This window comes from Lachnospiraceae bacterium JLR.KK002, from assembly GCA_036941025.1.
Taxonomy (GTDB): domain Bacteria; phylum Bacillota; class Clostridia; order Lachnospirales; family Lachnospiraceae; genus Petralouisia.
On the sequence record JAYMNP010000001.1, the window covers coordinates 157,620 to 179,206 of the forward strand.

The following is a 21,587-nucleotide window of genomic DNA, read 5'->3' on the forward strand; positions in this document are numbered from 1 at the left end:
TGAATTTGTGTATACTTGGAAAAAGAAATTAGATTGATAAATTGGGATTGATAAAGGAGAACAATATGAGAAAAACAATTTTATTTGTAATTTTGCAGCAATATGCAGATTGGGAAGCTGCTTACATTTCATCTGCAATTTCTATGTTAGGGCAAGACAACTATGAGATAAAAACAGTATCTTTATCAAAAGATTACGTTCAATCAATCGGTGGATTTAAGGTGTTGCCAGACTATGATGTTGCATCTGTTCCGAATGATTATGAAGCTCTTATTCTAATTGGTGGGATGACGTGGAGAAGCGAAAATACACAACCAATTAAGGTACTGGCAAAGGATTGTTTTCAACGGGGAAAATTGTTATGCGGAATCTGTGACGCTTCTGCATTTTTGGGTACAGCAGGTATATTGAACCATGTTGCTCATACAAGTAATGATTTGAATGATTTGAAACAATGGGCAGAAACGAATTACACTGGAGAAACAAATTATATTGCGAAGCAGGCAGTTTGTGATAAAAATGTGATAACGGCTAATGGAACGGCATCTTTAGAATTTGCAAAAGAGATTTTGCGTGCATTACATATAACTGATGAAAAAACAATCGCTGATTGGTATAACTTTCACAAATTAGGCTTCTATATCGCTCCAATGCCTAAAATGTAAATTCCAGTTTTAGGGAGGATTAGATGTTAAAAAGATACAAGTTAAGTTTTGAAATTTGGGGATTGTTGCTATTCTTGATTGTTATGATACCGAATTTTATTTGGTTTGCTATCCCTGCGCCAAACGATATACTAAGAGCAGAATCAATTACAGAAATGGTCGATACAGTAGCTTCTGTATGTCAAATATTGATGATTGTTTCTATATGTATTTTTAGAAACAGAGAGAGTAAAAAGTTGTGTATATCCCCTTTTGTTATCATGGTAACAGTTTGCTATTTACTATATGTGGCAAGCTGGATAGCTTACTATAATGGTATGACAAATGCGATTGTAATATTAGGATTGACTATTCCACCCTGTTTAGCATTTTTGTTTTTTGCGATTGATAGAAAAAATGGTATAGCTTTAATTCCTATTTCAATTTTTACAATTTGTCATGTGGTATATGGAGTAGCAAACTTTATAGTTTGATAAATTCGAGTTTATCAGGAAGTTACAAGGAACGAAAAGTCTGAAATTATGAGGATACAAGAGATGGTTATTTTAATTACAGGAGCATCGCATACAGGTAAAACAGCACTTGCTCAAAAGTTACTTGAAAAATATAAATACCCATATTTATCAATAGACCATCTAAAAATGGGGTTAATTCGCAGTGGAAATACAGAACTCACACCAATGAGCAGTGAGAAGGATTTAACTGCATATCTATGGCCTATCGTTCGTGAGATAGTTAAAACGGCTATTGAAAATAAGCAGAATTTAATTGTTGAGGGTTGCTATATTCCGTTTGATTGGAAAAAGGATTTTGTTTATGAATATCTCGAAAATATTAAATATTATTGTCTTATAATGAGTGAAGGCTATATTAGAAGTCATTTTGCAGACATAAGAGGATATGCAAACACCATTGAAAATCGATTAGATGATGAATGCTATACGATGGCGAGTATTTTGGAAGACAATGCAGAAGTATTACGTAATGCACAGAAATATCAATTAAACTACATACTATTTGAAGATAAATACGAAGTCAATATTGATTTCTAGCGACAGTTTCCTGTTTGTGAAATTGACGGCAAAACTTAGTGTTGATTTTCTAAGCGAACTCGCTTATAATTTAAACCATAGCATATAGCTATTATCCGCAGTTACAGAGCCAGTGTTATCAACAGCGATAACAAAATGAAAACATTAGCTCATATAGGCAGGATAATATGGATATATCAAATAATCAAAAGATTTACATACTCGACAGGGGATAAATCTTAAACAAAATTAGTTAGGAAAAGTCGAGTTCGAGTAACGGATAAAATCCCGGAAATGCTGATAAAATGGGCATTTCCGGGAGTGTTTTATGCCGTTTGGCTCTAAAATGGCTCTAATTATTTGAGGAATACTGGATTTTGGGCGGGTATCATGATACCTGCTTTTTTAATACAGAGGAATTTCGCCCTCATAGTTGTCGGCTCTTTCCAACAGGGGACCGGTTGCACCCATTGTAAAAGCTATATCACTGCTTCGGATAGACAATAGTTCCATTCCAATCTTCAGATTAAGAAAATCTAATATCTGCTGATTAAGCTGAATTACACCATTCTCTGAAATATTTACCCAACAGTATGACCGCCCTTTGTATTTGACAAATTCGCCCTCTGCGGTCTGATAATTCAGTAAAGCCGGATTATCAGTAAGAATGTGTCCTAACTTTGATGGTTCTAACAATCCTTTTCTTGTCACACAAAAGCCGCCAGTGACCTTGCTTCCAGTAAAAAGATAGACTTTTCTCTCTGCTGTGGCGTTGTACTCTGTAAGAGCCTGTGTTGGGAGATGGATTGTCAAGTCATCTCGTATCAGCGATTTTCCGAAAATAAATTTACCGCCTTTATTCATCTGTGGCATATATCATCAACTCCTTTTCTTAAAAAAATTCGGGATAAATATATAGGTGATTTTGTTGAAGCAAAAAATTTAATTCGTTTTGCAAGTGGTGGTATAAACTGCATTGAAGGCTTGCTTCTTTTATTAGAAAGCCATTACCATAATCAGTGCAGATATTACGGAGCCAAATATTTTTTATTACTTTATCAATTTCTTTTCGGATACTCTTTTTTATCATTGTGTGCTCCTTTTGGTGGATATAGCTTTTGTCTATTCATTTTCGGGATATATTTTGACAGAGATACCTCTAACACCTTTTTTCACAATCTTACTGTCATCAAGAATACTTTGCTTAACGGCGTCTAAATCCTTTGAGAGTGCTTCAATCGCCCGTTGGTGTTCTTCCTCTGACGAGAAGCGTTCCGTATCATTCAAAAGGTTCTCCTGCAATTCCCTTGCTTTCATATATACGCCCAACTTATGATTGAGCAGGGAGTTCTGAAAGGATATTTTGATTGTAGCGGGATTGAAACTTCCGTCCTCGTATCTCTCTGCTTCAAAGTTCATATCTAATTGTTCGTCCATTTTCAAAATTAAAGACAATACATCTGACACTGTTTCTATATCAAAATCCATGAAAACATTGATACTGATACCCAAAGCATTTGCAATTTTCAGCAGTTGGTCGGGCTTTGGATTGCGGATGCCATACTCATATTTTTTTATTGTGGCGGAATTGATGCCGGAAAGCTGACCGAGCGTTTCCTGTGATATGCCACGCAAATTCCGAAAGTGTTTAATCTTTTCCCCGGTAGTCATGCCAATACCTCCAATTTATGTGATTTTCGTAAGTGCTTAGTACAATTCTATCACATCAGGACACATTTGTGTATAAAAAATTAAAATAAATACTTGACGTTCACAAAAGTGTACCGTATAATAAAAACATAAAGGTCACATATGTGTACCTAAAATAAAAAAGGAAAGGACAGGACTATATGGAGAATGGAAAGAAAATGTATGTAACGGCAGAGGAAGCGGCTGAAATGCTTGGCGTATCAACGGGTTATGCCTACAAGATTATTCGGGGGCTGAATGAGGAACTGAAAGCAAAGGGCTATCGGACAATCTGCGGCAAAGTCCCGACAAAATACTTTGAAGAAAAATTCTACGGTCTGACCGTAGCCATGTAGGAAAGGAGAGATTTTATGTCAGCGACAAGGGACGGAAAGATGTGGCGTTGCCAGTTCTATTATAAGGACTGGCAGGGCGTAAGCCACAAGAAGAACAAGAGGGGATTTAAGACAAAAGCGGAAGCGGAACAGTGGGAGCGTGACTTCCTGCAACAGCAGCAGAGGAATTTAGACATCAATTTTGAAAACTTCGTACAAATCTATTATGAGGATATGGAACACCGTCTGCGTGAAAACACCATGCGTACAAAGAAATTCATTATTGATTTGAAAATCATTCCGTATTTCAAGAAAAAGAATATGAATGAGATTAAGGCTTCCGACATTCGGGCTTGGCAAAATGCACTGATGAAAAAAGGATATTCGGAAACGTATCTGAAAACAGTCAATAATCAGTTGTCGGCTATTTTCAATTATGCGGTTCGGTACTATGATTTGAAAGACAATCCATGCAGGAAAGCCGGGAGTATCGGAAAGAGCCATGCAGGGGAAAAGGAGTTTTGGACGAAGCAGGAGTTTAAGCAGTTTCTTGTGACTGTGGAGAACAAGCCGGAAACAAAAATGGCGTTTCTGCTCCTTTACTGGACGGGAATGAGGATTGGAGAATTACTTGCTCTTACCTACAATGATATTGACTTAGAGAAGCGCACCATTTCCGTAAACAAGTCTTATCAGCGGATAGAGGGAAGGGATATTATTACACCGCCCAAAACGCCAAAGAGCAAACGTATCATAACGATACCGCCGTTTCTGACAGAAGAATTAAAAGAGTATACTTCGCACTTATACGGAATTATGGCAGACGAAAGAATGTTCCGTTTTACAAAATCCTATATGGAGCATGAGATTATCAGAGGTATCAAGGCTTCGGGAGTGAAAAGAATACGTTTGCATGATATTCGTCATTCCCACGCTTCGTTACTCGTGGAAATGGGTTTTACGCCATTAGCGATTGCGGAACGGTTAGGGCATGAGAAAATCGAAACAACATTAAATACTTATTCACATTTATATCCCAATAAGCAGGGGGAACTTGCAGATAAATTGGAGATTGAGAACAGCAGGGAGGAAGAAGAATGAGTGGAGTGCATAAATACCCGACAATCAGCTTTCGCATTTCACCCAGAGAGAGGGAAGAAATCGAAGCAAAGATTTTGGCAAGCGGACTTTCTAAGAAAGATTATTTTGTCCGTTCCTGTATTTATAACCGGGTGTGCGTGGTCGGCAAAAAAGAACTGGTTTATCAGTTGGTAGAGGAACTAAAGATAATGCAGACCAATATCCGGGAAGTGACGGAACAGTTTGAAAAGACAGATGCAGATTTAACGCCGGAGGGACTGGAAGATATGCGGAATGACTGTCTTGATATGCTGAAAGCTATCCTGTGGGTATTGGAAGGAGCAAAATATCTGTGGCAGGGTAACATTAGCGGAGAAGAAAATAGCCCCGACAGCGGCAACTGTTAGGGCTGTGATAACTGGAAAACCTCTGTTATCAACCTCACAATACAAGTATAGCAGAGGTTTCTTCCAGTGGCAACGATTTTTCAGAAATGGAGGGCATTATGGAAGAAACAAAAACAGAATTACAGTTGATTAAGTTGTCAGAAATACAGTCGCAGGAAGTTTCTTGGCTTTGGTTCCCATTTATTCCTTATGGCAAGCTGACTATTGTTCAAGGCGATCCGGGTGACGGAAAGACAACATTTATTCTGAACATAGCGGCGAAACTGTCTAAGGGAGAAAGTTTAGACAGTGGAATGAATTTTACAAAGCCTTTGAATGTCATCTATCAGAGTGCGGAGGACGGTCTTGCCGATACAGTCAAGCCCCGGTTAGAACAGGCAGGGGCAGACTGTGAGAAGATCTCGGTCATTGATGAAAAGATAAAATCTCTTTCCATGATAAATGAACGCTTGGAAGAAGCTGTTATAAAGACAGGCGCAAGGCTGTTGATTTTAGACCCGATACAAGCCTATTTGGGCGGCGGCATGGATATGAACCGGGCAAACGAAGCAAGGGATATGACAAAGAAATTAGCGGCACTTGCAGAGAAATACCAGTGTGCGATTGTCCTTGTCGGTCACATGAATAAAGCGGCGGGAAATAAGGCGGCATACCGGGGAATGGGTTCGATTGATTTTTTTGCAGTCGCAAGAAGCGTTCTCTTAGTCGGCAGGGTTGAGGGGGAAGAAAATATAAGGGCTGTGGTGCAGATTAAAAACAACCTTGCGGCGTTCGGACACCCGAAAGCATTTGCATTGTCGGAGAACGGTTTTCAATGGTTAGGGGATTATGAGATTACCGCTGATGAAGTGTTAGGCGGTATCGCCCCGAAAGCAAATAAAATGGAGCAGGCGAAAAGGTTACTCCGGGAACTGGCAGAAACAAACAACGCCATGCAAAGCAATGAGATTTTCAATCTTGCAGACGAACAGGGCATATCAAAACGGACACTGGAAAATGCGAAGAAAGAATTAGGTGTCCGGGCGAAGCGGATAAACAACACATGGTATTGGGAACTGGATAAAATCAAACACTGACGAACAGGCAAGGTAACAGCGCAACAATGCAGGGTATTGGAATTTTGCAGTCTTGGAATTGCGTTCTTGAAGATTGCAAGGTTGCAAAGATTATAGACATTGCAATGTTGCGGTGTTGGGAGATAGCCAGAAAGCGGCGGTATTAAGGCGGCGAAAAGCCGCCCCGTCCGTTAGGACGGTATGCTGTCCAACGGACAGCTAGCCCCCGGCAGGGCGCAAAACCTGCTTGCAGGTTGCATTTTTGATAGGCTTGCCTGTCAAAAGTGCTTTTATTTTACTTTCGGCGAAAGTAACAAAGCCTATGCGCCGTGTCCGGCGCTGATTACCCGAACAGGGAGAAAGGATATTGTTTGAAGCGAACGATTAGTTTTATGACAGGAAAAGGCTCTGTCAATCATAACAGCAGAAAATTCCATGCTAAGAACACGGACCCGGAGCGAAGCTGTTTGAATGTGGAATACTGCAACGAAAATGTTAAAGATGTATATCACGAATTATTTGATGAAGCACTCGCCCGGTACAATGCGAAGCAGACCAGAAGTGACCGCCGCATTGACGATTATTATGATAAAATCTGTTCCGGCAAGCAGGAGAAACCATTCCATGAGATTATCCTGCAAATCGGGGATAAGGACAACATGGGAGCGAAAACGGAGAATGGACAGCTTGCGGAAAAGGTGCTGGACAAATATATGCGGGACTTCCAACGTAGAAATCCTACATTGAGAGTATTCAGTGCTTATCTCCACATGGACGAAGCTACTCCACATCTCCATATTGATTTTATCCCTTACACGACAGGAAGCAAGCGGGGGCTTGATACAAGAGTTTCCTTGAAACAGGCGTTATCTGCTCTCGGATTTAAAGGCGGAACAAGACGGGAAACGGAATTAAATCAGTGGGTGGCTTATGAGAAAGAACAGCTTGCCGCTATCATGCTGGAACAGGGGCTTGAATGGGAGAAAAAAGGTACACATGAAAAGCATTTATCTGTTCTGGATTTTGAGAAAAAGGAGCGGGCAAAAGAAGTAGCAGAGTTGGAAGCGAAGAAAGCAGAATTACAAGAAGAAAATGCCACTTTTCAAGAAATTAACGAAGATTTGCATGAACAGTTGTTGCAGGTTGATGATGAGATTCATTTCTTGCGGGAAGATTTACAGGAGTCCCGGCAAGAAGCAGAGAAAGCGCAGAAACAGGTGGATAAATATCAGAAGCGCATGAATGAACTTGCTCCTATGGTAAAGAATATGGAGAAGCTGGCGGCAGATTTTTCTGCAGACCCGGAGCAAACGCTTCCAGAAGCAGCGGTTATGGAATCTGCAAAGTCGTATCGGGAGAAGAAGGCAAAGCCGCTAATAAAGAAAATCGTACAAGTAATGCGCTCTGTTTATTCGGCGTATCTGGATATTTCAAATAAGTTTACAAAGCTGCAAGCGGCTTACAATAGGGAACGGAGCGGAAACGAGCGACTGACAAACAGGCTGGAAGAAGTCTTGGAGGAAAACCGAGAATTGCGCATAGTGGCGGCAGATTTTGGGCGTGTAAAGGCGGTGGTCGGCTCTGAACAGATAAACGCTGTGATTAACCGAGCAAAGCAGCAGGAACGGATAGAAGCCGAGCAGAAAAAGGATGTAAGGAGAAAACACAATCGAGAAGTCCGCTGACATGAGGAGGGGCTTAAAGCCCTCTTAGCGCCATGAACCGAATCTCCGCCAGTTTTAGTCAAGAACGGCGTAGCTGTTCAGTTTACTGTTGACTGGCTGGTGGGGATTTGATAGTTTTGCTTTACAGTGAAATAACAGAGAGATATAATTAAAACAGCTACGTTACGGATTAAAATAGGAGGACAACATGAAAAAGTTTTTAGGTATAATTGGCATTTTTATTATTGTATTTTCATTGAGTGGATGTGGAAAATCATCATTTGACGGCAACAGAATAGGGAATGATAGTCAATTTGTTATGGAGTACAAAATTTTTAATACTACGGATGGACAATCATTATTGTTGGACGCAGGAGATACCATTCGGGCGAAAGTAGTAGTTGACAGTGGGAAACTGTCAATAAAGATTCAAAAAGATAGTGATACACCAATTTATGAAAGCGATAATATGGTAGCCTCTGAAAGTTTTGACATTGAAATTCAAGAGAGCGGAACATATAAGATTACAGTTACAGGGGAAAAAACAAAAGGTAGCGTAAGCTTTGAAAAAGTTGCTGGAGAGGAAACAGAACAGAACGAAGTACAACAAGAAGTAAGTGAAAAGACGATTGATTTAAGCGAAGCATTTCAGGATATTAGTGGCTGTGCGGTGATTTATTCGCCAGTACAAGAGGAATATTCATTTTTTAATGAAGATATGTGCAGGCAAGAAGAATCACCTTATTCTACTTTTAAGATTATTTCAGCTTTATCAGGATTACAAAATGGTGTTATTGTTGACGAAGCATCCACAATGGGATATGACGGGACAAACTATGGAAATTTAGACTGGAATGGGGATTTAACCTTAGAAGAAGCATTCCAAAAATCATGTATATGGTATTTTCGAAAAGTAATAGATTCTGTTGGCAAAGATAAAATACAGGAAGAATTAAATGGATTACAGTATGGGAATTGCGATATTTCGGAGTGGAATGGTAGCAATATTAATCCTATGGAAATGCTGAATGGGTTTTGGTTGGATTCTTCGTTAAAAATTTCGCCATTGGAGCAGGTGGAAGTTTTACAAAGGATATTTGAAGGAAAAAGCGATTATGAAAGCGATAATATAGAAATTTTAAAAAGAATAATGTTAGTAGATCAAAGCGATACACAGAAAATTTATGGAAAAACAGGGAGTGGGAATGGAGAAGCATGGTTCGTTGGCTTTTCTGAATCAAATGAAGAACGGAAATACTTTGCTATATACTTAAATGATAGTGAACAGAGAGAGCAGGTTTCTGGAAATAAAGCAAAAGAAATGGCTTTGGAGATTCTGAAATAGGTGGATGTGCCTGTTGTGTTTCGGAAACTTTGGAAACATCAAGTTAATTTGAATGAAAAATTATTTGCATATAAAAAATGGGAATAAAAAGAAAGATATATACCTCAAAATGTTCGGTATTGAGGGTTTGATTTGTATTTGTAATCGAAAAGAAACTTCTATCCTAATTTGAATAGCATAGGAGTTTCTTTTTTGTTGGATTTCTAAGTGTTTAAAGTTTGCGTTTTGATGTAGTTCTAAACGTAGTGTAAAAAATGTTTTTTTGTTGTTTCTTTGCAATAACCATGTTGACATCATGATGCGTTTACTATATAATTTGATTTGTCAGAGATTATTGAGTACGAAGGAGGTGGATTTATGAAATTCAATTTCGATTGGAATTGCGTTGCGGCTGGTGCGCCATATATTACAATTAGTGAATTGGCACTTGGATTTAATTTGCCTTCTATATCGCTTCTCGGAAATCCCGAAGAAGTGGTTGTGGGATTTGATGAAAAGACGATGACCATTGGCGTAAAGCAATATGACGGCACTGAAAATGTAAAATCATATAAATTTTACAGCAGAATGAAGAACGGTTGGATAAGAATCGGATGTAAAGATTTTGTGAAATATCTGTCAACTTTAACCGGGTTGAAATTTAGTCCAGCGATTCGTTATGTTGCTAAGTTTGATACGGAAGATAGGATTTTGTATATTTCTGTATTGGATGCGCTTGAGAACGGGGAAAATAAGGAGGTGGATGAAGATTATTAAAAGAATTATCGTAAAACAAAAAGCACATCATTAGCTACGGCAATAGCTTTGATGCGCCTCTGTCAATGTGTTATACACATTCACTGCAAGAATAGTATAGCACATCCTTGACAGATTTCAAGTAAAAAATGGTGCAGGGTGTATTTTTTGTACCCAAAAATGAAATCTAAAAAATAAAAATTTTCCATTGAGAAGAAAGGATGTACTAAGTTTATGAAGAAACATTATGTATCAGAATATTGGAATAAGGGAGTAAAAGGGCATCTGTGTTATGATTTTGTAGATGTTGCTGTCAATGATGATAATTTGTTGTTTATAGATCCGTTGCTTATTGAAATAGCAGATGATGAATGGTGCCAAGAAGCGTATATGGTGATTCAGTCATTTTTCGATGAATTTTACAAAGCGTATAGAGATGAAGATATAGGCAGAAAGAGGGAGTTGCTATCACATGGTGGGGAGCAGAATGGAACTCGGCTTGGCTATGGTCGTGGTAATAATGGAAAAGGGAACACGGTAAATGGCTTACTTGAAATATTTGCTCCTTTAGAAAAACTTCTTCCAGCAATCTCTACGATGAAAAGAGTGGAAGATCTACCATTGTTGATTCCAGATTTTGCAGAGGATGGTTTGTCAGACTTACTTACAAATATTCTTCATGAGCAGTTGAATAAGTTTACACTGAAGCAGATGAAGAAATATGGTGTGGGAAGTAACGGGATTTTGCAGTTTTGGACATGGGATATGAAAGAGTTGTGTTGGAAAAAAATAGAAAGTGCATCATATTGTATCAATAGTCAGGAATTGCTTGTTGTGCCCAAACATATTGTCAGAAAAAAATATCTGTTTAGTACAAATCAGTATTTTAATAGAATTATTCTTGAACGTATTCGTGAAGAAGGTGGGTATATGGATGGGAATAAACCTATTCCGAAAAAAGAGATAGTAAAGGCGAAAAGATTTTCGGGAGAGCATTGGCAATATGATGAATCTGTTTCTTATACCAAAAAGGATAATGATGCCTTGAATGAGTATCATCAAAAACTGCCTCGTTTTTATGCAGAGAATGGAGGGTCTATGGAGGATGAGGAATTAGATGAGTTAATTTACGGATACTGTGTGGAACAAACAGCGTAAATACATTTGGACGGCAACATTTTGGCAACAGAAAATCAGTAAGCCAGAATAAATGATGTAATTGAAGTAAAAAAACGGTGTGTATTCGCATGAAACTTAAATAAATATAGTTAAGGCCAACAAAGGACACGCCGAGTGGCAGTCGTGTCCGAGCATATGAGTGTAAACAGCGTTGATTTCAGAAATCACAATGTCGAATGCCTCTGGGGTCTGTTTGATTTCAAAATCCATACCGCCGATTGTAACCCTGCCCTCTTTGATGATATTGGTAATCCTGTGAATTGAACTGTCGAAAATTTCTCCGAATGTGCTTGTGAAATTATCCACCAATGCCTTTCCTCCGCCATTTTCAGAATAGTCTACGGCGTTTTGTGTTGCATATTTCGGGACATTCGGCAGGAAAGCAGCTCCTGCGCCGTGCCAGGCAATCAGTACACCTTCGACCTCAACATCGTTCAGATATTCCGTAAGTTCTTTTATATTATCAAAAAAGCAGGGGGATTCAATAATGACGGCTTTGCCATTTTTCTCAATGATAAAAACCTCATCGTCGATAAAATCGTTGGTTTTGTACGCGTGCAGCTTAATGCCGCCGAAATCGTAAATATTCATTTCACCTTTTGCCAGTTTTACAGTAGTAAATGTGTTCTTGTTCATAATGATGACCTCCAGATTCTGTGATTGGTTATTTTCGAGCTTCGCAGCGGCCGCTCTCCGTAGCTTCTGACTATATTATACGAATGGCAGTTTCAGGTGTAAAGTAAGCACTTTATTGTGGCATAGTTACCAAAAAGATACTATAGATTTGAAATCTTGATTATTTTGAGGGAGTATGGTAAAATTTTATACAAAGTTTCTGACAGAAACTATTGTAAGGAGATGGTATAATGAGCGAACGAAAATCAGCAAAGGAATTACCTGCCTGTCCTGTGGAAACGACCTTAACTTTAATTGGCGATAAATGGAAAGTATTGATTTTGCGTGACTTGCTTCCTGGTACAAAACGCTTTGGAGAATTAAAGAAGTCCATAGGCAGCGTATCTCAAAAGGTGCTGACTGCCCAGCTTCGTGATATGGAAGAAAACGGTCTTGTCAATCGTAAAGTCTATGCGGAAGTGCCGCCAAGAGTGGAATACTCGCTGACAGAATTAGGGCAAAGTCTGAAACCTGTCCTTGACGCTATGTGGAACTGGGGCGAGGAATATAAAGTGTCCATGAATTGAAAAATTACGGGGCTGTAAAGCTGTCCGTCATTTTTCTGTCATCATTCGTTGCTATGAGAAATAATTTCCAGCAGGGTACAGGCGCGGTTTTTCCAGGTATGCTGCCGGGAAGCGTTCCGGTATCCTTCTTCCGCCATGGCTTCCGCTTCCTGGGGATGACTGAGAAGCCAGCGGACTTTCCCGCCGATTTCATGATACTGTTCCAGTGTGAATTCCATGGAATCCTGCCCTTCCTTCAGGATTTCTCGCAGGTAATCTGAATAATCTGTTACTACAGCACAGCCCTGAAGCATGGAATTAAAAATCCTGTCGTGGGCTCCCTTTTTAAACCAGGGCATAATATTGACAGAAATCTTTGCATGTCTCATCCGGGAAAGGCAGGTGCGGGAATCCTGCTGGCCTGCCAGAAGCAGATTTTTGGGGCGGCTGCACCCGGACAACTCCCAGTCCTTTCCCAGAACCAGAACAGGAATACCCTCCTCTGCCAGAGACAGGATAATGTTTCTGCGGAACCAGGAGCGCACATATAAATCAATAAATGTCATGTTATGGAGACAGGAGAGGGTTTCTTCTCTGGTAATCTGAGGAAATTCTTCTTTCAGACGGCGTATCAGTACCTGCTCCAGGGGCTGGTCAGGCCGGGAGAGAAATTCCTGAATCAAACCAAAATAAAATTCCCGGCTTTCCTCATCCATATGCCTGATATGGCGGGTCAGGTTTTCCGGAGCCGCATAGTTTCCTGCAAAGATTACGTCTGTTTCACGTTCCGAATATGGTATCCTCGGTTCCGGGAGCATGGTGCCGGCCAGAGGCAGAAAATGGACTCTGCCGTATTCCGGATAAAAATGTTCCGTAAAGGCCTGATGGTCCCAATCGATACAGAACAGGGTGAGCGAACTGTGACGGGCGGAAAGCTGCCGGAAATAATACATGGGGTGATCTACCATAATGCAGCAGATTCTGATATGATACTGTTCCCAGAGAGTGGCGCGGGGCTCTGACTGGAACTGTGATTCTCCGTTCAGTCCGATAAAATTGAAAGTAAGAAGTACTGTGTGCTCAAAATCATGGAATGTCAGAAAGGTTTCCCGGCTGTCAAGGGGGGACTTCATATCCCAGAACCAGGTTTCCAGTCCCTGTTCTTCCAGGGCTTCTGCAATCTGCAGGGAGAAGAAAGTCAGTGTTTCTATGGGGCCTTTGATGAAAATAATACGGGCTGGTTTCATTTTGAAATTCCTTTCCGGGTGATATGGATTATAATTTTTATCATTATAACATGTTTGGGTTTGTATTTTCCAGGGAAGATTCTTTCTTGTTTTTTTCTGTTTTCAGTGTCATAATGGGAAAAGAAAACATATAACAGGATATACCGAACAGGAGGGAATTATGGCATTGCGGGGACTGATTCTGTCTTTGGAGGAAATGAACAGGGCCACACCGGAAGATTCGGAGCGCTTTGTGATGGAGGATGGACTGACAGAGCTTTTAGACGGTATTTACCGTTACGGAGTGCAGATTATTAATCTGGATATGTTTCAGGCAGATACCGGAGAAAAGCTCCGGGCGGTACTGGAGCTGCACAGACTTGCACCGGAGGAATGCCTGCTGCTGGGGGCTTCCGACAGGACCCTTGCCCTGGCAGAGGAACTGGAAATTGCTGCGGTGGGTTACCGCAATCCTCTGCTGCCGGGCCAGAGCCTTTCCGGGCCCCTGATTCTGATAGAGGGATTTGAGGAAGTGGATTTTTATTTTCTGGAACGGATGTATCAGAGGAAACACGGGCTGCCCTGGACGGTAATTGAAACAGAGCGGTGCGTTCTGCGGGAAATCGTGCCGGAGGATCTGGAGGAACTCTACGAGCTGTATCAGGGCGACGGTATTACAGATTATATAGACGGATTGTATGAAGACAGGAAAAAAGAGGAAGAATATACCAGAGCGTATATTCAGAATATGTACCTGTTCTACGGATACGGTACCTGGACTGCAGTGGAAAAATCCACCGGAGCCATCATTGGCAGGGCAGGTCTGAATAATCGGGAGATTCACGGAAAACCGGCGCTGGAGCTGGGATATGTCATAGGAAAACCTTTTCAGAACCAGGGATATGCCACAGAACTCTGTGAGGGAATTCTGCAGTATGCCCAGGAAGGGACAGAATTTGAGAAAATTCACTGTCTGATTGAAAAAGAAAATAAAATTTCCATTCATCTGGCAGAAAAACTTGGCTTTTCCTGGGAGGAAGAAGTGGAAATTCAGGGAAAGAACATGCAAAGGTACACGAAAACGTTGCATTTTCAGACAAAATTATTTATAATGTAAGCTATCAGTCCCAAAAGGACTGATAGCTTAACGAAGGAAAATACCTGTATTTTCCTGAGTCTGCGTATGAAAAGCAGATTCAGATAAGCTAACGAAGGAAAACAGGAAATATTTTCGAATACATGACAGATAAAAGTCAGATAAATGATGGAAGAAGAGAGAACCTGCAGGATGGAGTAGTGCATATGGAAGATATGAAAATGATTCAACTGAACGAACAGGAAGAACTGGCCATGCATACGGACGATCATATCAAACCCACCAAAGAATTTGTAAGTCCGGAAAGTCTGTATGAAGAACTGATTACCAGCGTGAGGCGGTATCATCCCTCCGCGGATATTTCGTTGATTGAAAAAGCATATAAGATTGCAGACGAGGCTCATACGGGACAGGTGCGCAAATCAGGGGAGGCCTATATTATCCATCCTCTGTGTGTGGCCATTATTCTTGCGGAGCTGGAGCTGGATAAGGAAACCATTGTTGCAGGAATTCTCCATGATGTAGTAGAAGACACGGTAATGACCGAAGAAGAGATTGCGCAGGAATTCAGCGAGGAAGTAGCCCTGCTGGTGGACGGCGTTACCAAACTGGGACAGTTGTCCTATGACGCTGACAAGGTGGAGGTGCAGGCGGAAAATCTGCGCAAAATGTTTCTGGCCATGGCAAAGGATATCCGGGTTATCCTGATTAAGCTGGCTGACCGGCTGCACAATATGCGTACTTTGAAGTATATGAAGCCGGAAAAACAGAAAGAAAAGGCGCGGGAAACCATGGACATCTACGCTCCCATTGCCCAGCGTCTGGGCATTTCCAAGATAAAAATCGAGCTGGATGATTTGTCACTGAAATATCTGGAACCGGAAGCCTATTATGATCTGGTGGAAAAAGTGGCGGTCCGCAAAAGCGTGCGGGAAGAATATGTATCTCAGCTGGTGGAGGAAGTGAAGAGCCATATAAAAGGCGCCGGGATTGAGGCTTCCATCGACGGACGGGCAAAACATTTTTTCAGTATCTATAAGAAGATGGTGAATCAGGATAAAACGCTGGACCAGATTTACGACCTGTTTGCCATCCGCATTATTGTAAATTCCGTGAAGGACTGTTACGCGGCTCTGGGCGTAATTCACGAACTGTATAAGCCCATTCCGGGGCGGTTCAAGGATTACATTGCCATGCCAAAGCCCAATATGTATCAGTCCCTGCACACCACATTAATCGGCCCCACCGGCCAGCCCTTTGAAATCCAGATTCGTACTCTGGAAATGCACCGGACGGCGGAATTCGGTATTGCCGCCCACTGGAAATACAAGGAAGTTTCCAATGGAAATAAAGTGACGGAGAAAAATCAGGAAGAGGAGAAACTAAGCTGGCTCCGGCAGATTCTGGAGTGGCAGAAAGACATGTCCGACAACCGGGAATTTATGAGCCTGCTGAAAAGCGATCTGGATTTGTTTTCCGACACGGTATTCTGTTTTACTCCTTCCGGGGATGTGAAAAACCTGCCCAACGGTTCTACTCCCATAGACTTTGCCTACAGCATCCATTCTGCTGTGGGAAATAAAATGATTGGCGCCAGGGCAAATGGGAAACTGGTGAATATTGATTATGTGATTCAGAACGGGGACAGAATAGAGGTGCTCACTTCTCAGAATTCCAAAGGTCCAAGCCGGGACTGGCTGAATGTGGTTAAGAGTACCCAGGCGAAAAATAAAATCAATCAGTGGTTCCGCAGTGAGTTCAAAGAGGAAAATATTTCCAGAGGAAAAGAACTTCTGGCCCAGTACTGTAAAACGAAAAGCATTAACTGGCCGGAACTGAATCAGACTTCCTGTCAGGCCCGTATTATGCGGAAATATGGATTCCGGGACTGGGAATCCGTGCTGGCGGCAGTGGGGCACGGCGGCCTGAAAGAAGGTCAGATTATCAATAAAATGCAGGAATATTACAAAAAAGACCACAAAGCGGTGCTTACCGATGAAGATATCCTGCGCAATGTGGCCAATGAGGGGATGGGAAATGCCGCCTCCAACGGAAGCAGCAGTAAAGAGAAGCATGGAAAAAGGCGTTCCGGAAGCGGAATTGTGGTCAGAGGCATTAATGACGTGGCAGTACGGTTTTCCCGCTGCTGCGCACCGGTACCGGGAGATGAAATTGTGGGATTTGTTACCAGAGGAAGGGGTATTTCCATTCATCGTACGGACTGCATTAATATTATCAATCTTTCCGAGATGGAACGGGCGCGTCTTCTGGATGCGGAATGGCAGGCAGAGGAAGGGGAGAGCGGCCGGTATATGGCGGAAATCAAAATATACGGCAATAACCGCACCGGACTGCTGGTGGATATTACGAAAATTCTGACCGAGCGCCAGATTGACATCAATGCCATTCATTCCAACACCAGTAAGCAGGGGGTGGCCACCATCACCCTGTCCTTTGAGACGAAAGGAAAGGAAGAACTGAGCAGCATGATTGATAAAATCCGTCAGGTGGAAAGTGTCATTGATATTGAAAGGACCAGAGGTTAAAGGATGAATACGGCTTTGCAATTGTGCCCGGCGCGTCAGAATGTGCAATCCCTCTTTCAATGCTGAGAGGAGGAATTGCACATTTTGATTTACGTATGTATATCCGGAAAACACCGGTCAGAATTGTTTCAGATGAAATTTTTCCATGAGATTTTTCAGAAGTCCGGCCTGAGAACTGAGTTCCTGGCTGGTGGCGGCGCTTTCCTGCGCAGTGGCGGAATTGGTCTGTACCACGTCGGAAATCTGCATCATACGGTTCTGAATCTGTGCCACAGCTTCTGCCTGCGTGCGGGCAGCGTCTGCAATCCAGTTGGTGGTTTCCACAACTTCAACGGTTCCCTCTACCACAGAAGCCAGACGGTCAGCGGTTTCATTCGCAATCCTGGTGCCATATCCCACGGCTGTAATAGAGCGTTCTACCAGATTACCGGTAGATTTTGAGGCTTCTGTGCTCTTTCCGGCCAGTTCCTGTACTTCTCTGGCAACCACAGCAAATCCTTTTCCGGCCTCCCCGGCACGGGCTGCCTCTACAGAAGAATTCAGGGCAAGGATATTGGTCTGCTGTGCAATGGATTCAATAGTCTTGATGATTTTGCCTATTTCGCTGGAACTTTCGTTGATTTCTTCCATGGCATTTATCATTTCCTGCATTTTCTGGTTACTTTCTGAAAGATGTTCGCTGACTTCTTCCACTTTATGGCTGGCCTGTTCTGCCCGTTCGGCCGTCTGCTGTACCTGCTGTGCAATGGTCTGGATGGTTCCCTCCAGTTCTTCCACGGCGCCGGACTGTTCCACAGCTCCCTGACTCAGAGCCTGAGAACCTATGGACATTTGTCTGGAGCCGCTGGAAACCTGAGCGGAACTCTGCATAATCTGAGCCATGGTGTCATTCAGCTTTTCCAGAATGGTATCCAGAGAAGTCTTTATGGAGGTGAAGTCTCCCACATAATCCTGGGTGGTCTCCGCTTCCAGATTTCCGTTGGACACCGCTTCCAGTATGGCGGAAATTTCTCCGATATATCCCCGCAGCCGGAGAATAGTCTTCTCAAAAATTTCTGCCAGAAGGCCGATTTCATCGTTAGAATGAATATTGACCGTCAGCGTTTCGCCTGTTTCAAGGCCCAGGTTGCCTTCTTCCATGGTGACTGCCAGACGGGTAAGGCTGGCAAGAGGCCGGGAAACAGAATGCCGGATAAAAGCAGCCATAACTAAAATGCTGGCAAAGATAAGCAGCGCACCTGTTGCACATGCAAGAATAACGGTAAGGTTAAGCTGCCGGAAAAGGGTTTCCATGGAAATTCCGGCGAAAATCAGACCGGTGATATTACCGTCGGAATCTTTGACGGGGACATAAGAGCAGAGATGATCTTCTTCCAGAATTTTTGCCCGCCCCACATAGGATTTTCCCTGTTTCAGCACAATGTCCGAGAGCTCAGCAGACAGTTTTGTGCCCGTTGCACGAGCCCCGTTTTGCTGAATAGTGGTATAGGCCCGCTCATCGCCTGCAAAAACGGTAAATTCACAGCCCATCTGTTCTTTTAAATCATCCAGCAGCTGGTTCATGTCACTGATTTCATAGTGCTCCATCTGGTAAGCCAGCATATTTGTACCGTTGACACAGCGGTTTTCCAGCATGTCCATTGTCTGTTCGTAGAACATGTAAAGGCACAGGCGGACAGTTATGGCAATGCTGACAACCAGCAGAAACAATGTTAAGCTGCCTACTTTGCGTCCGAGATGACGCGTTTTTTTACCTGTTCGGTTCATTTTGCTCAACTCCTGTAATTTATTCCGGCATATAGTACTAATTTTCTATGCCTGTGTATATTTTATAGGCTTTTCCGGTAAAATGCAATATGACTTTTTGCCTGGAATCCCTGTATTTTGTGCTCATACATGCCAGCACGATTCGCACACAATACAGGCTATGGCTGAACTGTTACGGATTGAAGATAATATAAAAAATATCTGGTCAATTTTTACAGTAAGAGTTATAATAAAATAACTGTTATTTTTCTGCAGGAAAGGAAAAGGGTGAAAGAAAAACAGAAGAAAGGGTAAAATGCAAACACACATTTCTCACCCTTTGTGTTTGCGTCTCAAATGAAAGTGCAGGCATTTTCACCTGAGACTTGGTGCAAATCATGAAAATTGAGCAGTTTTGTGTAGGACAGGTGGCAACCAACTGTTATTTCATTATTAATAATGAAACGAAAGAAATGCTGATTGCAGATCCCGGAGATTCTGCTGAGATGCTGGCCGACCGTATTCGGCGGGAAAAACTGGAGCCGAAAGCAGTGCTTCTCACCCACGGGCATTTTGACCACGCCATGGCGGCAGAGGAACTGGCAGAGATGTTTGGGATTAAAATATATGCCCATGAGGCGGAAAAAGATACTCTGGAGGATCCCGGCAAAAATGTTTCTCTGATGATTGGCAGCAGAGATGTGTATCATGCGGATGTGTATGTGAAGGACAAAGAAGTATTGAATCTGGCCGGTATGGAATTAAAGGTTCTGCATACGCCGGGACATACGGCAGGAGGCTGCTGCTATTATCTGGAAAAGGAAAAAGCTCTGTTCAGCGGAGATACTCTGTTCTGCCAGTCTGTGGGAAGAACAGATTTTCCGGGAGGAAGCATGTCGGGGATTGTACGTTCCATAAAAGAAAAGCTCATGGTTCTCCCGGATGATGTGAAAGTTTATCCGGGCCATATGGATTTGACAACCATAGGCGCAGAGCGGGCCCATAATCCTTATTTATAGAAAGAGTATCCTATGATAACCGTATGTTTGAATAAGACAGAATTTGAATACGATATACATTCTCTGGTGAAAGCATTTTTTCCGGGGGAAGAAGTAAAGGTATTTGCCGATTCGGAGAAAATCGGCAGACTGGAGCGGGAGCAGACGCCCCTGTTCCATATGGAAATTGTTTATGGAGAGGGTAAAGAGGAAGCACGGTACTTCCCGGCAGGAGTCATGGCACTGTCCCTGTATCTTCCGCCGGAGGAGCCAGAAGCCGTTTCCGGTGAAAAATCAGGACTGGACTATCAGGGGGGCGGTTACCGCCTGGCAGTGTCAAAACAGGTGGAGACAGATTTCTCAGACCGGAAAATGACAAAAGACAGGTTAAAACAGACCCTCTATCAAATGTTGTCGGAATATACCGGACGTACCCTGCCCTGGGGCAGCCTTACGGGGATTCGGCCTGTGAAAATTGCCATGTCCATGCTGGAGCAGGGAAAAGGGGAAGAAGAAATCCGAACTTACATGGCGGACACTTATTTTGCGTCGGAGCAGAAAATAAGCCTGAGTATTGAGATTGCGAAACGGGAACTGGAGCTTCTGAAGCAGATTGATTACCAGGACGGCTACAGCCTTTATGTGGGTATTCCATTCTGTCCCAGTATCTGTTCCTACTGTTCCTTTTCCTCTTCGCCCATCGGAAAGTGGCAGGGGCGGGTGGACGAGTATCTGGATGCGCTGGAGCAGGAAATTGATTTTATCGCCGCGGTTTGCAGCCGCAGGAAATTAAATTCCATTTACATTGGAGGGGGAACCCCCACCACACTGGCGCCCCGTCAGCTGGACAGATTGCTGACAAAAATAAAATCCTGCTTTGATTTTTCAAATTTGCTGGAATATACGGTGGAAGCGGGAAGACCGGACAGCGTTACGAGAGAGAAGCTGCAGGTATTGCGGGAACATGGAATTTCCAGAATTTCCATCAATCCCCAGACTATGAAGCAGGAAACGCTGGATTTGATTGGCCGCCGCCATACTGCGGAGCAGACGCTGGAGAGTTTTTATCTGGCCAGAGAGATGGGGTTTGACAACATCAATATGGATTTGATTCTGGGGCTGCCCGGAGAAACCATGGAAGATGTGAGAAATACTCTGGAGCAGATTCAGGAGCTGGCCCCGGACAATCTGACCATCCATTCCCTTGCCATCAAGCGGGCCGCAAGGATGAAGATGTTTTCTGAGGAATACCGGGATATGGAGATGACCAACAGCCGGGAAATCATTGAGATGACCGCCTCATATGCCGGAAAGATGGGTCTGTCGCCCTATTATCTGTACCGGCAGAAAAATATGGCCGGGAATTTTGAAAACGTAGGATATGCCAGGGAGGGAAAAGCCGGGCTCTATAATATTCTGATGATGGAGGAGAAACAGGATATACTGGCTCTGGGAGCCGGCAGCATTTCAAAGCGCCTTTGCAGCGACGGACGGATTGAGCGGTGCGAGAATGTAAAAGATGTGGCTCAGTATATGGAAAGAATCGGAGAAATGACGGAACGGAAGCGGAAGCTGCTGGAAGGATGACAGAAGGCTGCATGGAATCATT

At 42.6% G+C, this 21,587-nt stretch carries 21 protein-coding genes; 16 read left to right on the forward strand and 5 right to left on the reverse strand.

Annotated features, from left to right (window positions below; all coding sequences use genetic code 11):
• Positions 1-65: 65 nt before the first annotated feature.
• The 3 genes from VSQ32_00860 to VSQ32_00870 are packed head-to-tail and all read left to right on the forward strand — an operon-like array spanning position 66 to position 1,717.
• Positions 66-665: a type 1 glutamine amidotransferase family protein gene (locus VSQ32_00860; GenBank protein ID MEH2941438.1), complete on the forward strand. Its 600-nt coding sequence runs from the start codon at positions 66-68 to the stop codon at positions 663-665.
• A 23-nt stretch (positions 666-688) separates the two neighbouring features.
• Positions 689-1,138 (forward strand): hypothetical protein, encoded by a 450-nt coding sequence (locus VSQ32_00865; GenBank protein ID MEH2941439.1) that lies wholly within the window; start codon positions 689-691, stop codon positions 1,136-1,138.
• Between the two features lie 48 nt (positions 1,139-1,186).
• Entirely contained in the window at positions 1,187-1,717 is a 531-nt protein-coding gene (locus VSQ32_00870) for an AAA family ATPase (GenBank protein ID MEH2941440.1), read from the forward strand.
• A gap of 384 nt (positions 1,718-2,101) precedes the next feature.
• On the opposite strand, the gene VSQ32_00875 is transcribed toward VSQ32_00870, so the two are convergent.
• Positions 2,102-2,569 (reverse strand): hypothetical protein, encoded by a 468-nt coding sequence (locus VSQ32_00875; protein ID MEH2941441.1) that lies wholly within the window; start codon positions 2,567-2,569, stop codon positions 2,102-2,104.
• Positions 2,570-2,818: 249 nt separating this feature from the next.
• Complete coding sequence (locus VSQ32_00880; protein MEH2941442.1) at positions 2,819-3,367, reverse strand: helix-turn-helix transcriptional regulator; 549 nt, start codon at positions 3,365-3,367, stop codon at positions 2,819-2,821.
• Positions 3,368-3,546: 179 nt separating this feature from the next.
• On the opposite strand from VSQ32_00880, the gene VSQ32_00885 reads away from it, so the two are divergent.
• The 8 genes from VSQ32_00885 (at position 3,547) to VSQ32_00920 (ending at position 11,164) form a co-directional block, all read left to right on the forward strand.
• Complete coding sequence (locus VSQ32_00885) at positions 3,547-3,741, forward strand: ICEBs1 excisionase (GenBank protein ID MEH2941443.1); 195 nt, start codon at positions 3,547-3,549, stop codon at positions 3,739-3,741.
• A gap of 15 nt (positions 3,742-3,756) precedes the next feature.
• Positions 3,757-4,821, forward strand: coding sequence for a site-specific integrase (locus VSQ32_00890; protein MEH2941444.1), 1,065 nt, complete (start codon positions 3,757-3,759; stop codon positions 4,819-4,821).
• Complete coding sequence (locus tag VSQ32_00895; GenBank protein MEH2941445.1) at positions 4,818-5,207, forward strand: hypothetical protein; 390 nt, start codon at positions 4,818-4,820, stop codon at positions 5,205-5,207. The genes VSQ32_00890 and VSQ32_00895 overlap by 4 nt, the downstream gene beginning before the upstream one ends.
• Positions 5,208-5,305: 98 nt before the next feature.
• The gene (locus tag VSQ32_00900; GenBank protein MEH2941446.1) at positions 5,306-6,283 is read left to right on the forward strand and encodes an AAA family ATPase; all 978 of its coding nucleotides are present in this window, start codon (positions 5,306-5,308) and stop codon (positions 6,281-6,283) included.
• A gap of 371 nt (positions 6,284-6,654) precedes the next feature.
• Complete coding sequence (locus VSQ32_00905; GenBank protein ID MEH2941447.1) at positions 6,655-7,947, forward strand: plasmid recombination protein; 1,293 nt, start codon at positions 6,655-6,657, stop codon at positions 7,945-7,947.
• 187 nt (positions 7,948-8,134) lie between these two features.
• Positions 8,135-9,271 carry a penicillin-binding transpeptidase domain-containing protein gene (locus tag VSQ32_00910; GenBank protein ID MEH2941448.1) on the forward strand — a complete coding sequence of 379 codons (1,137 nt, stop codon included), beginning with the start codon at positions 8,135-8,137 and terminating at the stop codon, positions 9,269-9,271.
• Between the two features lie 357 nt (positions 9,272-9,628).
• The gene (locus tag VSQ32_00915) at positions 9,629-10,027 is read left to right on the forward strand and encodes a hypothetical protein (protein MEH2941449.1); all 399 of its coding nucleotides are present in this window, start codon (positions 9,629-9,631) and stop codon (positions 10,025-10,027) included.
• Between the two features lie 213 nt (positions 10,028-10,240).
• Complete coding sequence (locus VSQ32_00920; GenBank protein ID MEH2941450.1) at positions 10,241-11,164, forward strand: hypothetical protein; 924 nt, start codon at positions 10,241-10,243, stop codon at positions 11,162-11,164.
• 96 nt (positions 11,165-11,260) lie between these two features.
• Here the strand turns inward: VSQ32_00920 and VSQ32_00925 are convergent, their stop codons facing one another.
• Entirely contained in the window at positions 11,261-11,821 is a 561-nt protein-coding gene (locus tag VSQ32_00925; GenBank protein ID MEH2941451.1) for a hypothetical protein, read from the reverse strand.
• Between the two features lie 230 nt (positions 11,822-12,051).
• On the opposite strand from VSQ32_00925, the gene VSQ32_00930 reads away from it, so the two are divergent.
• Positions 12,052-12,387, forward strand: coding sequence for a helix-turn-helix domain-containing protein (locus VSQ32_00930; GenBank protein MEH2941452.1), 336 nt, complete (start codon positions 12,052-12,054; stop codon positions 12,385-12,387).
• Between the two features lie 41 nt (positions 12,388-12,428).
• Here VSQ32_00930 and VSQ32_00935 read toward each other — a convergent pair whose 3' ends face one another.
• Positions 12,429-13,613: a glycosyltransferase gene (locus VSQ32_00935; GenBank protein ID MEH2941453.1), complete on the reverse strand. Its 1,185-nt coding sequence runs from the start codon at positions 13,611-13,613 to the stop codon at positions 12,429-12,431.
• A gap of 160 nt (positions 13,614-13,773) precedes the next feature.
• On the opposite strand from VSQ32_00935, the gene VSQ32_00940 reads away from it, so the two are divergent.
• Together VSQ32_00940 and VSQ32_00945 are read left to right on the forward strand one after the other, a co-directional pair.
• Positions 13,774-14,709 (forward strand): GNAT family N-acetyltransferase, encoded by a 936-nt coding sequence (locus tag VSQ32_00940; protein ID MEH2941454.1) that lies wholly within the window; start codon positions 13,774-13,776, stop codon positions 14,707-14,709.
• A gap of 194 nt (positions 14,710-14,903) precedes the next feature.
• The gene (locus VSQ32_00945) at positions 14,904-17,234 is read left to right on the forward strand and encodes a bifunctional (p)ppGpp synthetase/guanosine-3',5'-bis(diphosphate) 3'-pyrophosphohydrolase (GenBank protein ID MEH2941455.1); all 2,331 of its coding nucleotides are present in this window, start codon (positions 14,904-14,906) and stop codon (positions 17,232-17,234) included.
• Positions 17,235-17,351: 117 nt separating this feature from the next.
• Here VSQ32_00945 and VSQ32_00950 read toward each other — a convergent pair whose 3' ends face one another.
• Positions 17,352-19,001: a methyl-accepting chemotaxis protein gene (locus VSQ32_00950; GenBank protein MEH2941456.1), complete on the reverse strand. Its 1,650-nt coding sequence runs from the start codon at positions 18,999-19,001 to the stop codon at positions 17,352-17,354.
• Positions 19,002-19,369: 368 nt separating this feature from the next.
• Between VSQ32_00950 and VSQ32_00955 the strand changes: the two genes are divergently transcribed.
• Positions 19,370-19,999, forward strand: coding sequence for an MBL fold metallo-hydrolase (locus VSQ32_00955; protein ID MEH2941457.1), 630 nt, complete (start codon positions 19,370-19,372; stop codon positions 19,997-19,999).
• Positions 20,000-20,011: 12 nt separating this feature from the next.
• Complete coding sequence (hemZ, locus tag VSQ32_00960; GenBank protein MEH2941458.1) at positions 20,012-21,565, forward strand: coproporphyrinogen dehydrogenase HemZ; 1,554 nt, start codon at positions 20,012-20,014, stop codon at positions 21,563-21,565.
• Positions 21,566-21,587 lie beyond the last annotated feature (22 nt).

What these genes read in the sequence shown, in the direction of transcription:
- VSQ32_00860 (MEH2941438.1), top strand. Translation starts at nt 66, where the DNA reads ATGAGAAAAACAATTTTATTTGTAATTTTGCAGCAATATGCAGATTGG.
- VSQ32_00865 (MEH2941439.1), top strand. Translation starts at nt 689, where the DNA reads ATGTTAAAAAGATACAAGTTAAGTTTTGAAATTTGGGGATTGTTGCTA.
- VSQ32_00870 (MEH2941440.1), top strand. Translation starts at nt 1,187, where the DNA reads ATGAGGATACAAGAGATGGTTATTTTAATTACAGGAGCATCGCATACA.
- VSQ32_00875 (MEH2941441.1), bottom strand. Translation starts at nt 2,569, where the DNA reads ATGCCACAGATGAATAAAGGCGGTAAATTTATTTTCGGAAAATCGCTG.
- VSQ32_00880 (MEH2941442.1), bottom strand. Translation starts at nt 3,367, where the DNA reads ATGACTACCGGGGAAAAGATTAAACACTTTCGGAATTTGCGTGGCATA.
- VSQ32_00885 (MEH2941443.1), top strand. Translation starts at nt 3,547, where the DNA reads ATGGAGAATGGAAAGAAAATGTATGTAACGGCAGAGGAAGCGGCTGAA.
- VSQ32_00890 (MEH2941444.1), top strand. Translation starts at nt 3,757, where the DNA reads ATGTCAGCGACAAGGGACGGAAAGATGTGGCGTTGCCAGTTCTATTAT.
- VSQ32_00895 (MEH2941445.1), top strand. Translation starts at nt 4,818, where the DNA reads ATGAGTGGAGTGCATAAATACCCGACAATCAGCTTTCGCATTTCACCC.
- VSQ32_00900 (MEH2941446.1), top strand. Translation starts at nt 5,306, where the DNA reads ATGGAAGAAACAAAAACAGAATTACAGTTGATTAAGTTGTCAGAAATA.
- VSQ32_00905 (MEH2941447.1), top strand. Translation starts at nt 6,655, where the DNA reads ATGACAGGAAAAGGCTCTGTCAATCATAACAGCAGAAAATTCCATGCT.
- VSQ32_00910 (MEH2941448.1), top strand. Translation starts at nt 8,135, where the DNA reads ATGAAAAAGTTTTTAGGTATAATTGGCATTTTTATTATTGTATTTTCA.
- VSQ32_00915 (MEH2941449.1), top strand. Translation starts at nt 9,629, where the DNA reads ATGAAATTCAATTTCGATTGGAATTGCGTTGCGGCTGGTGCGCCATAT.
- VSQ32_00920 (MEH2941450.1), top strand. Translation starts at nt 10,241, where the DNA reads ATGAAGAAACATTATGTATCAGAATATTGGAATAAGGGAGTAAAAGGG.
- VSQ32_00925 (MEH2941451.1), bottom strand. Translation starts at nt 11,821, where the DNA reads ATGAACAAGAACACATTTACTACTGTAAAACTGGCAAAAGGTGAAATG.
- VSQ32_00930 (MEH2941452.1), top strand. Translation starts at nt 12,052, where the DNA reads ATGAGCGAACGAAAATCAGCAAAGGAATTACCTGCCTGTCCTGTGGAA.
- VSQ32_00935 (MEH2941453.1), bottom strand. Translation starts at nt 13,613, where the DNA reads ATGAAACCAGCCCGTATTATTTTCATCAAAGGCCCCATAGAAACACTG.
- VSQ32_00940 (MEH2941454.1), top strand. Translation starts at nt 13,774, where the DNA reads ATGGCATTGCGGGGACTGATTCTGTCTTTGGAGGAAATGAACAGGGCC.
- VSQ32_00945 (MEH2941455.1), top strand. Translation starts at nt 14,904, where the DNA reads ATGAAAATGATTCAACTGAACGAACAGGAAGAACTGGCCATGCATACG.
- VSQ32_00950 (MEH2941456.1), bottom strand. Translation starts at nt 19,001, where the DNA reads ATGAACCGAACAGGTAAAAAAACGCGTCATCTCGGACGCAAAGTAGGC.
- hemZ (MEH2941458.1), top strand. Translation starts at nt 20,012, where the DNA reads ATGATAACCGTATGTTTGAATAAGACAGAATTTGAATACGATATACAT.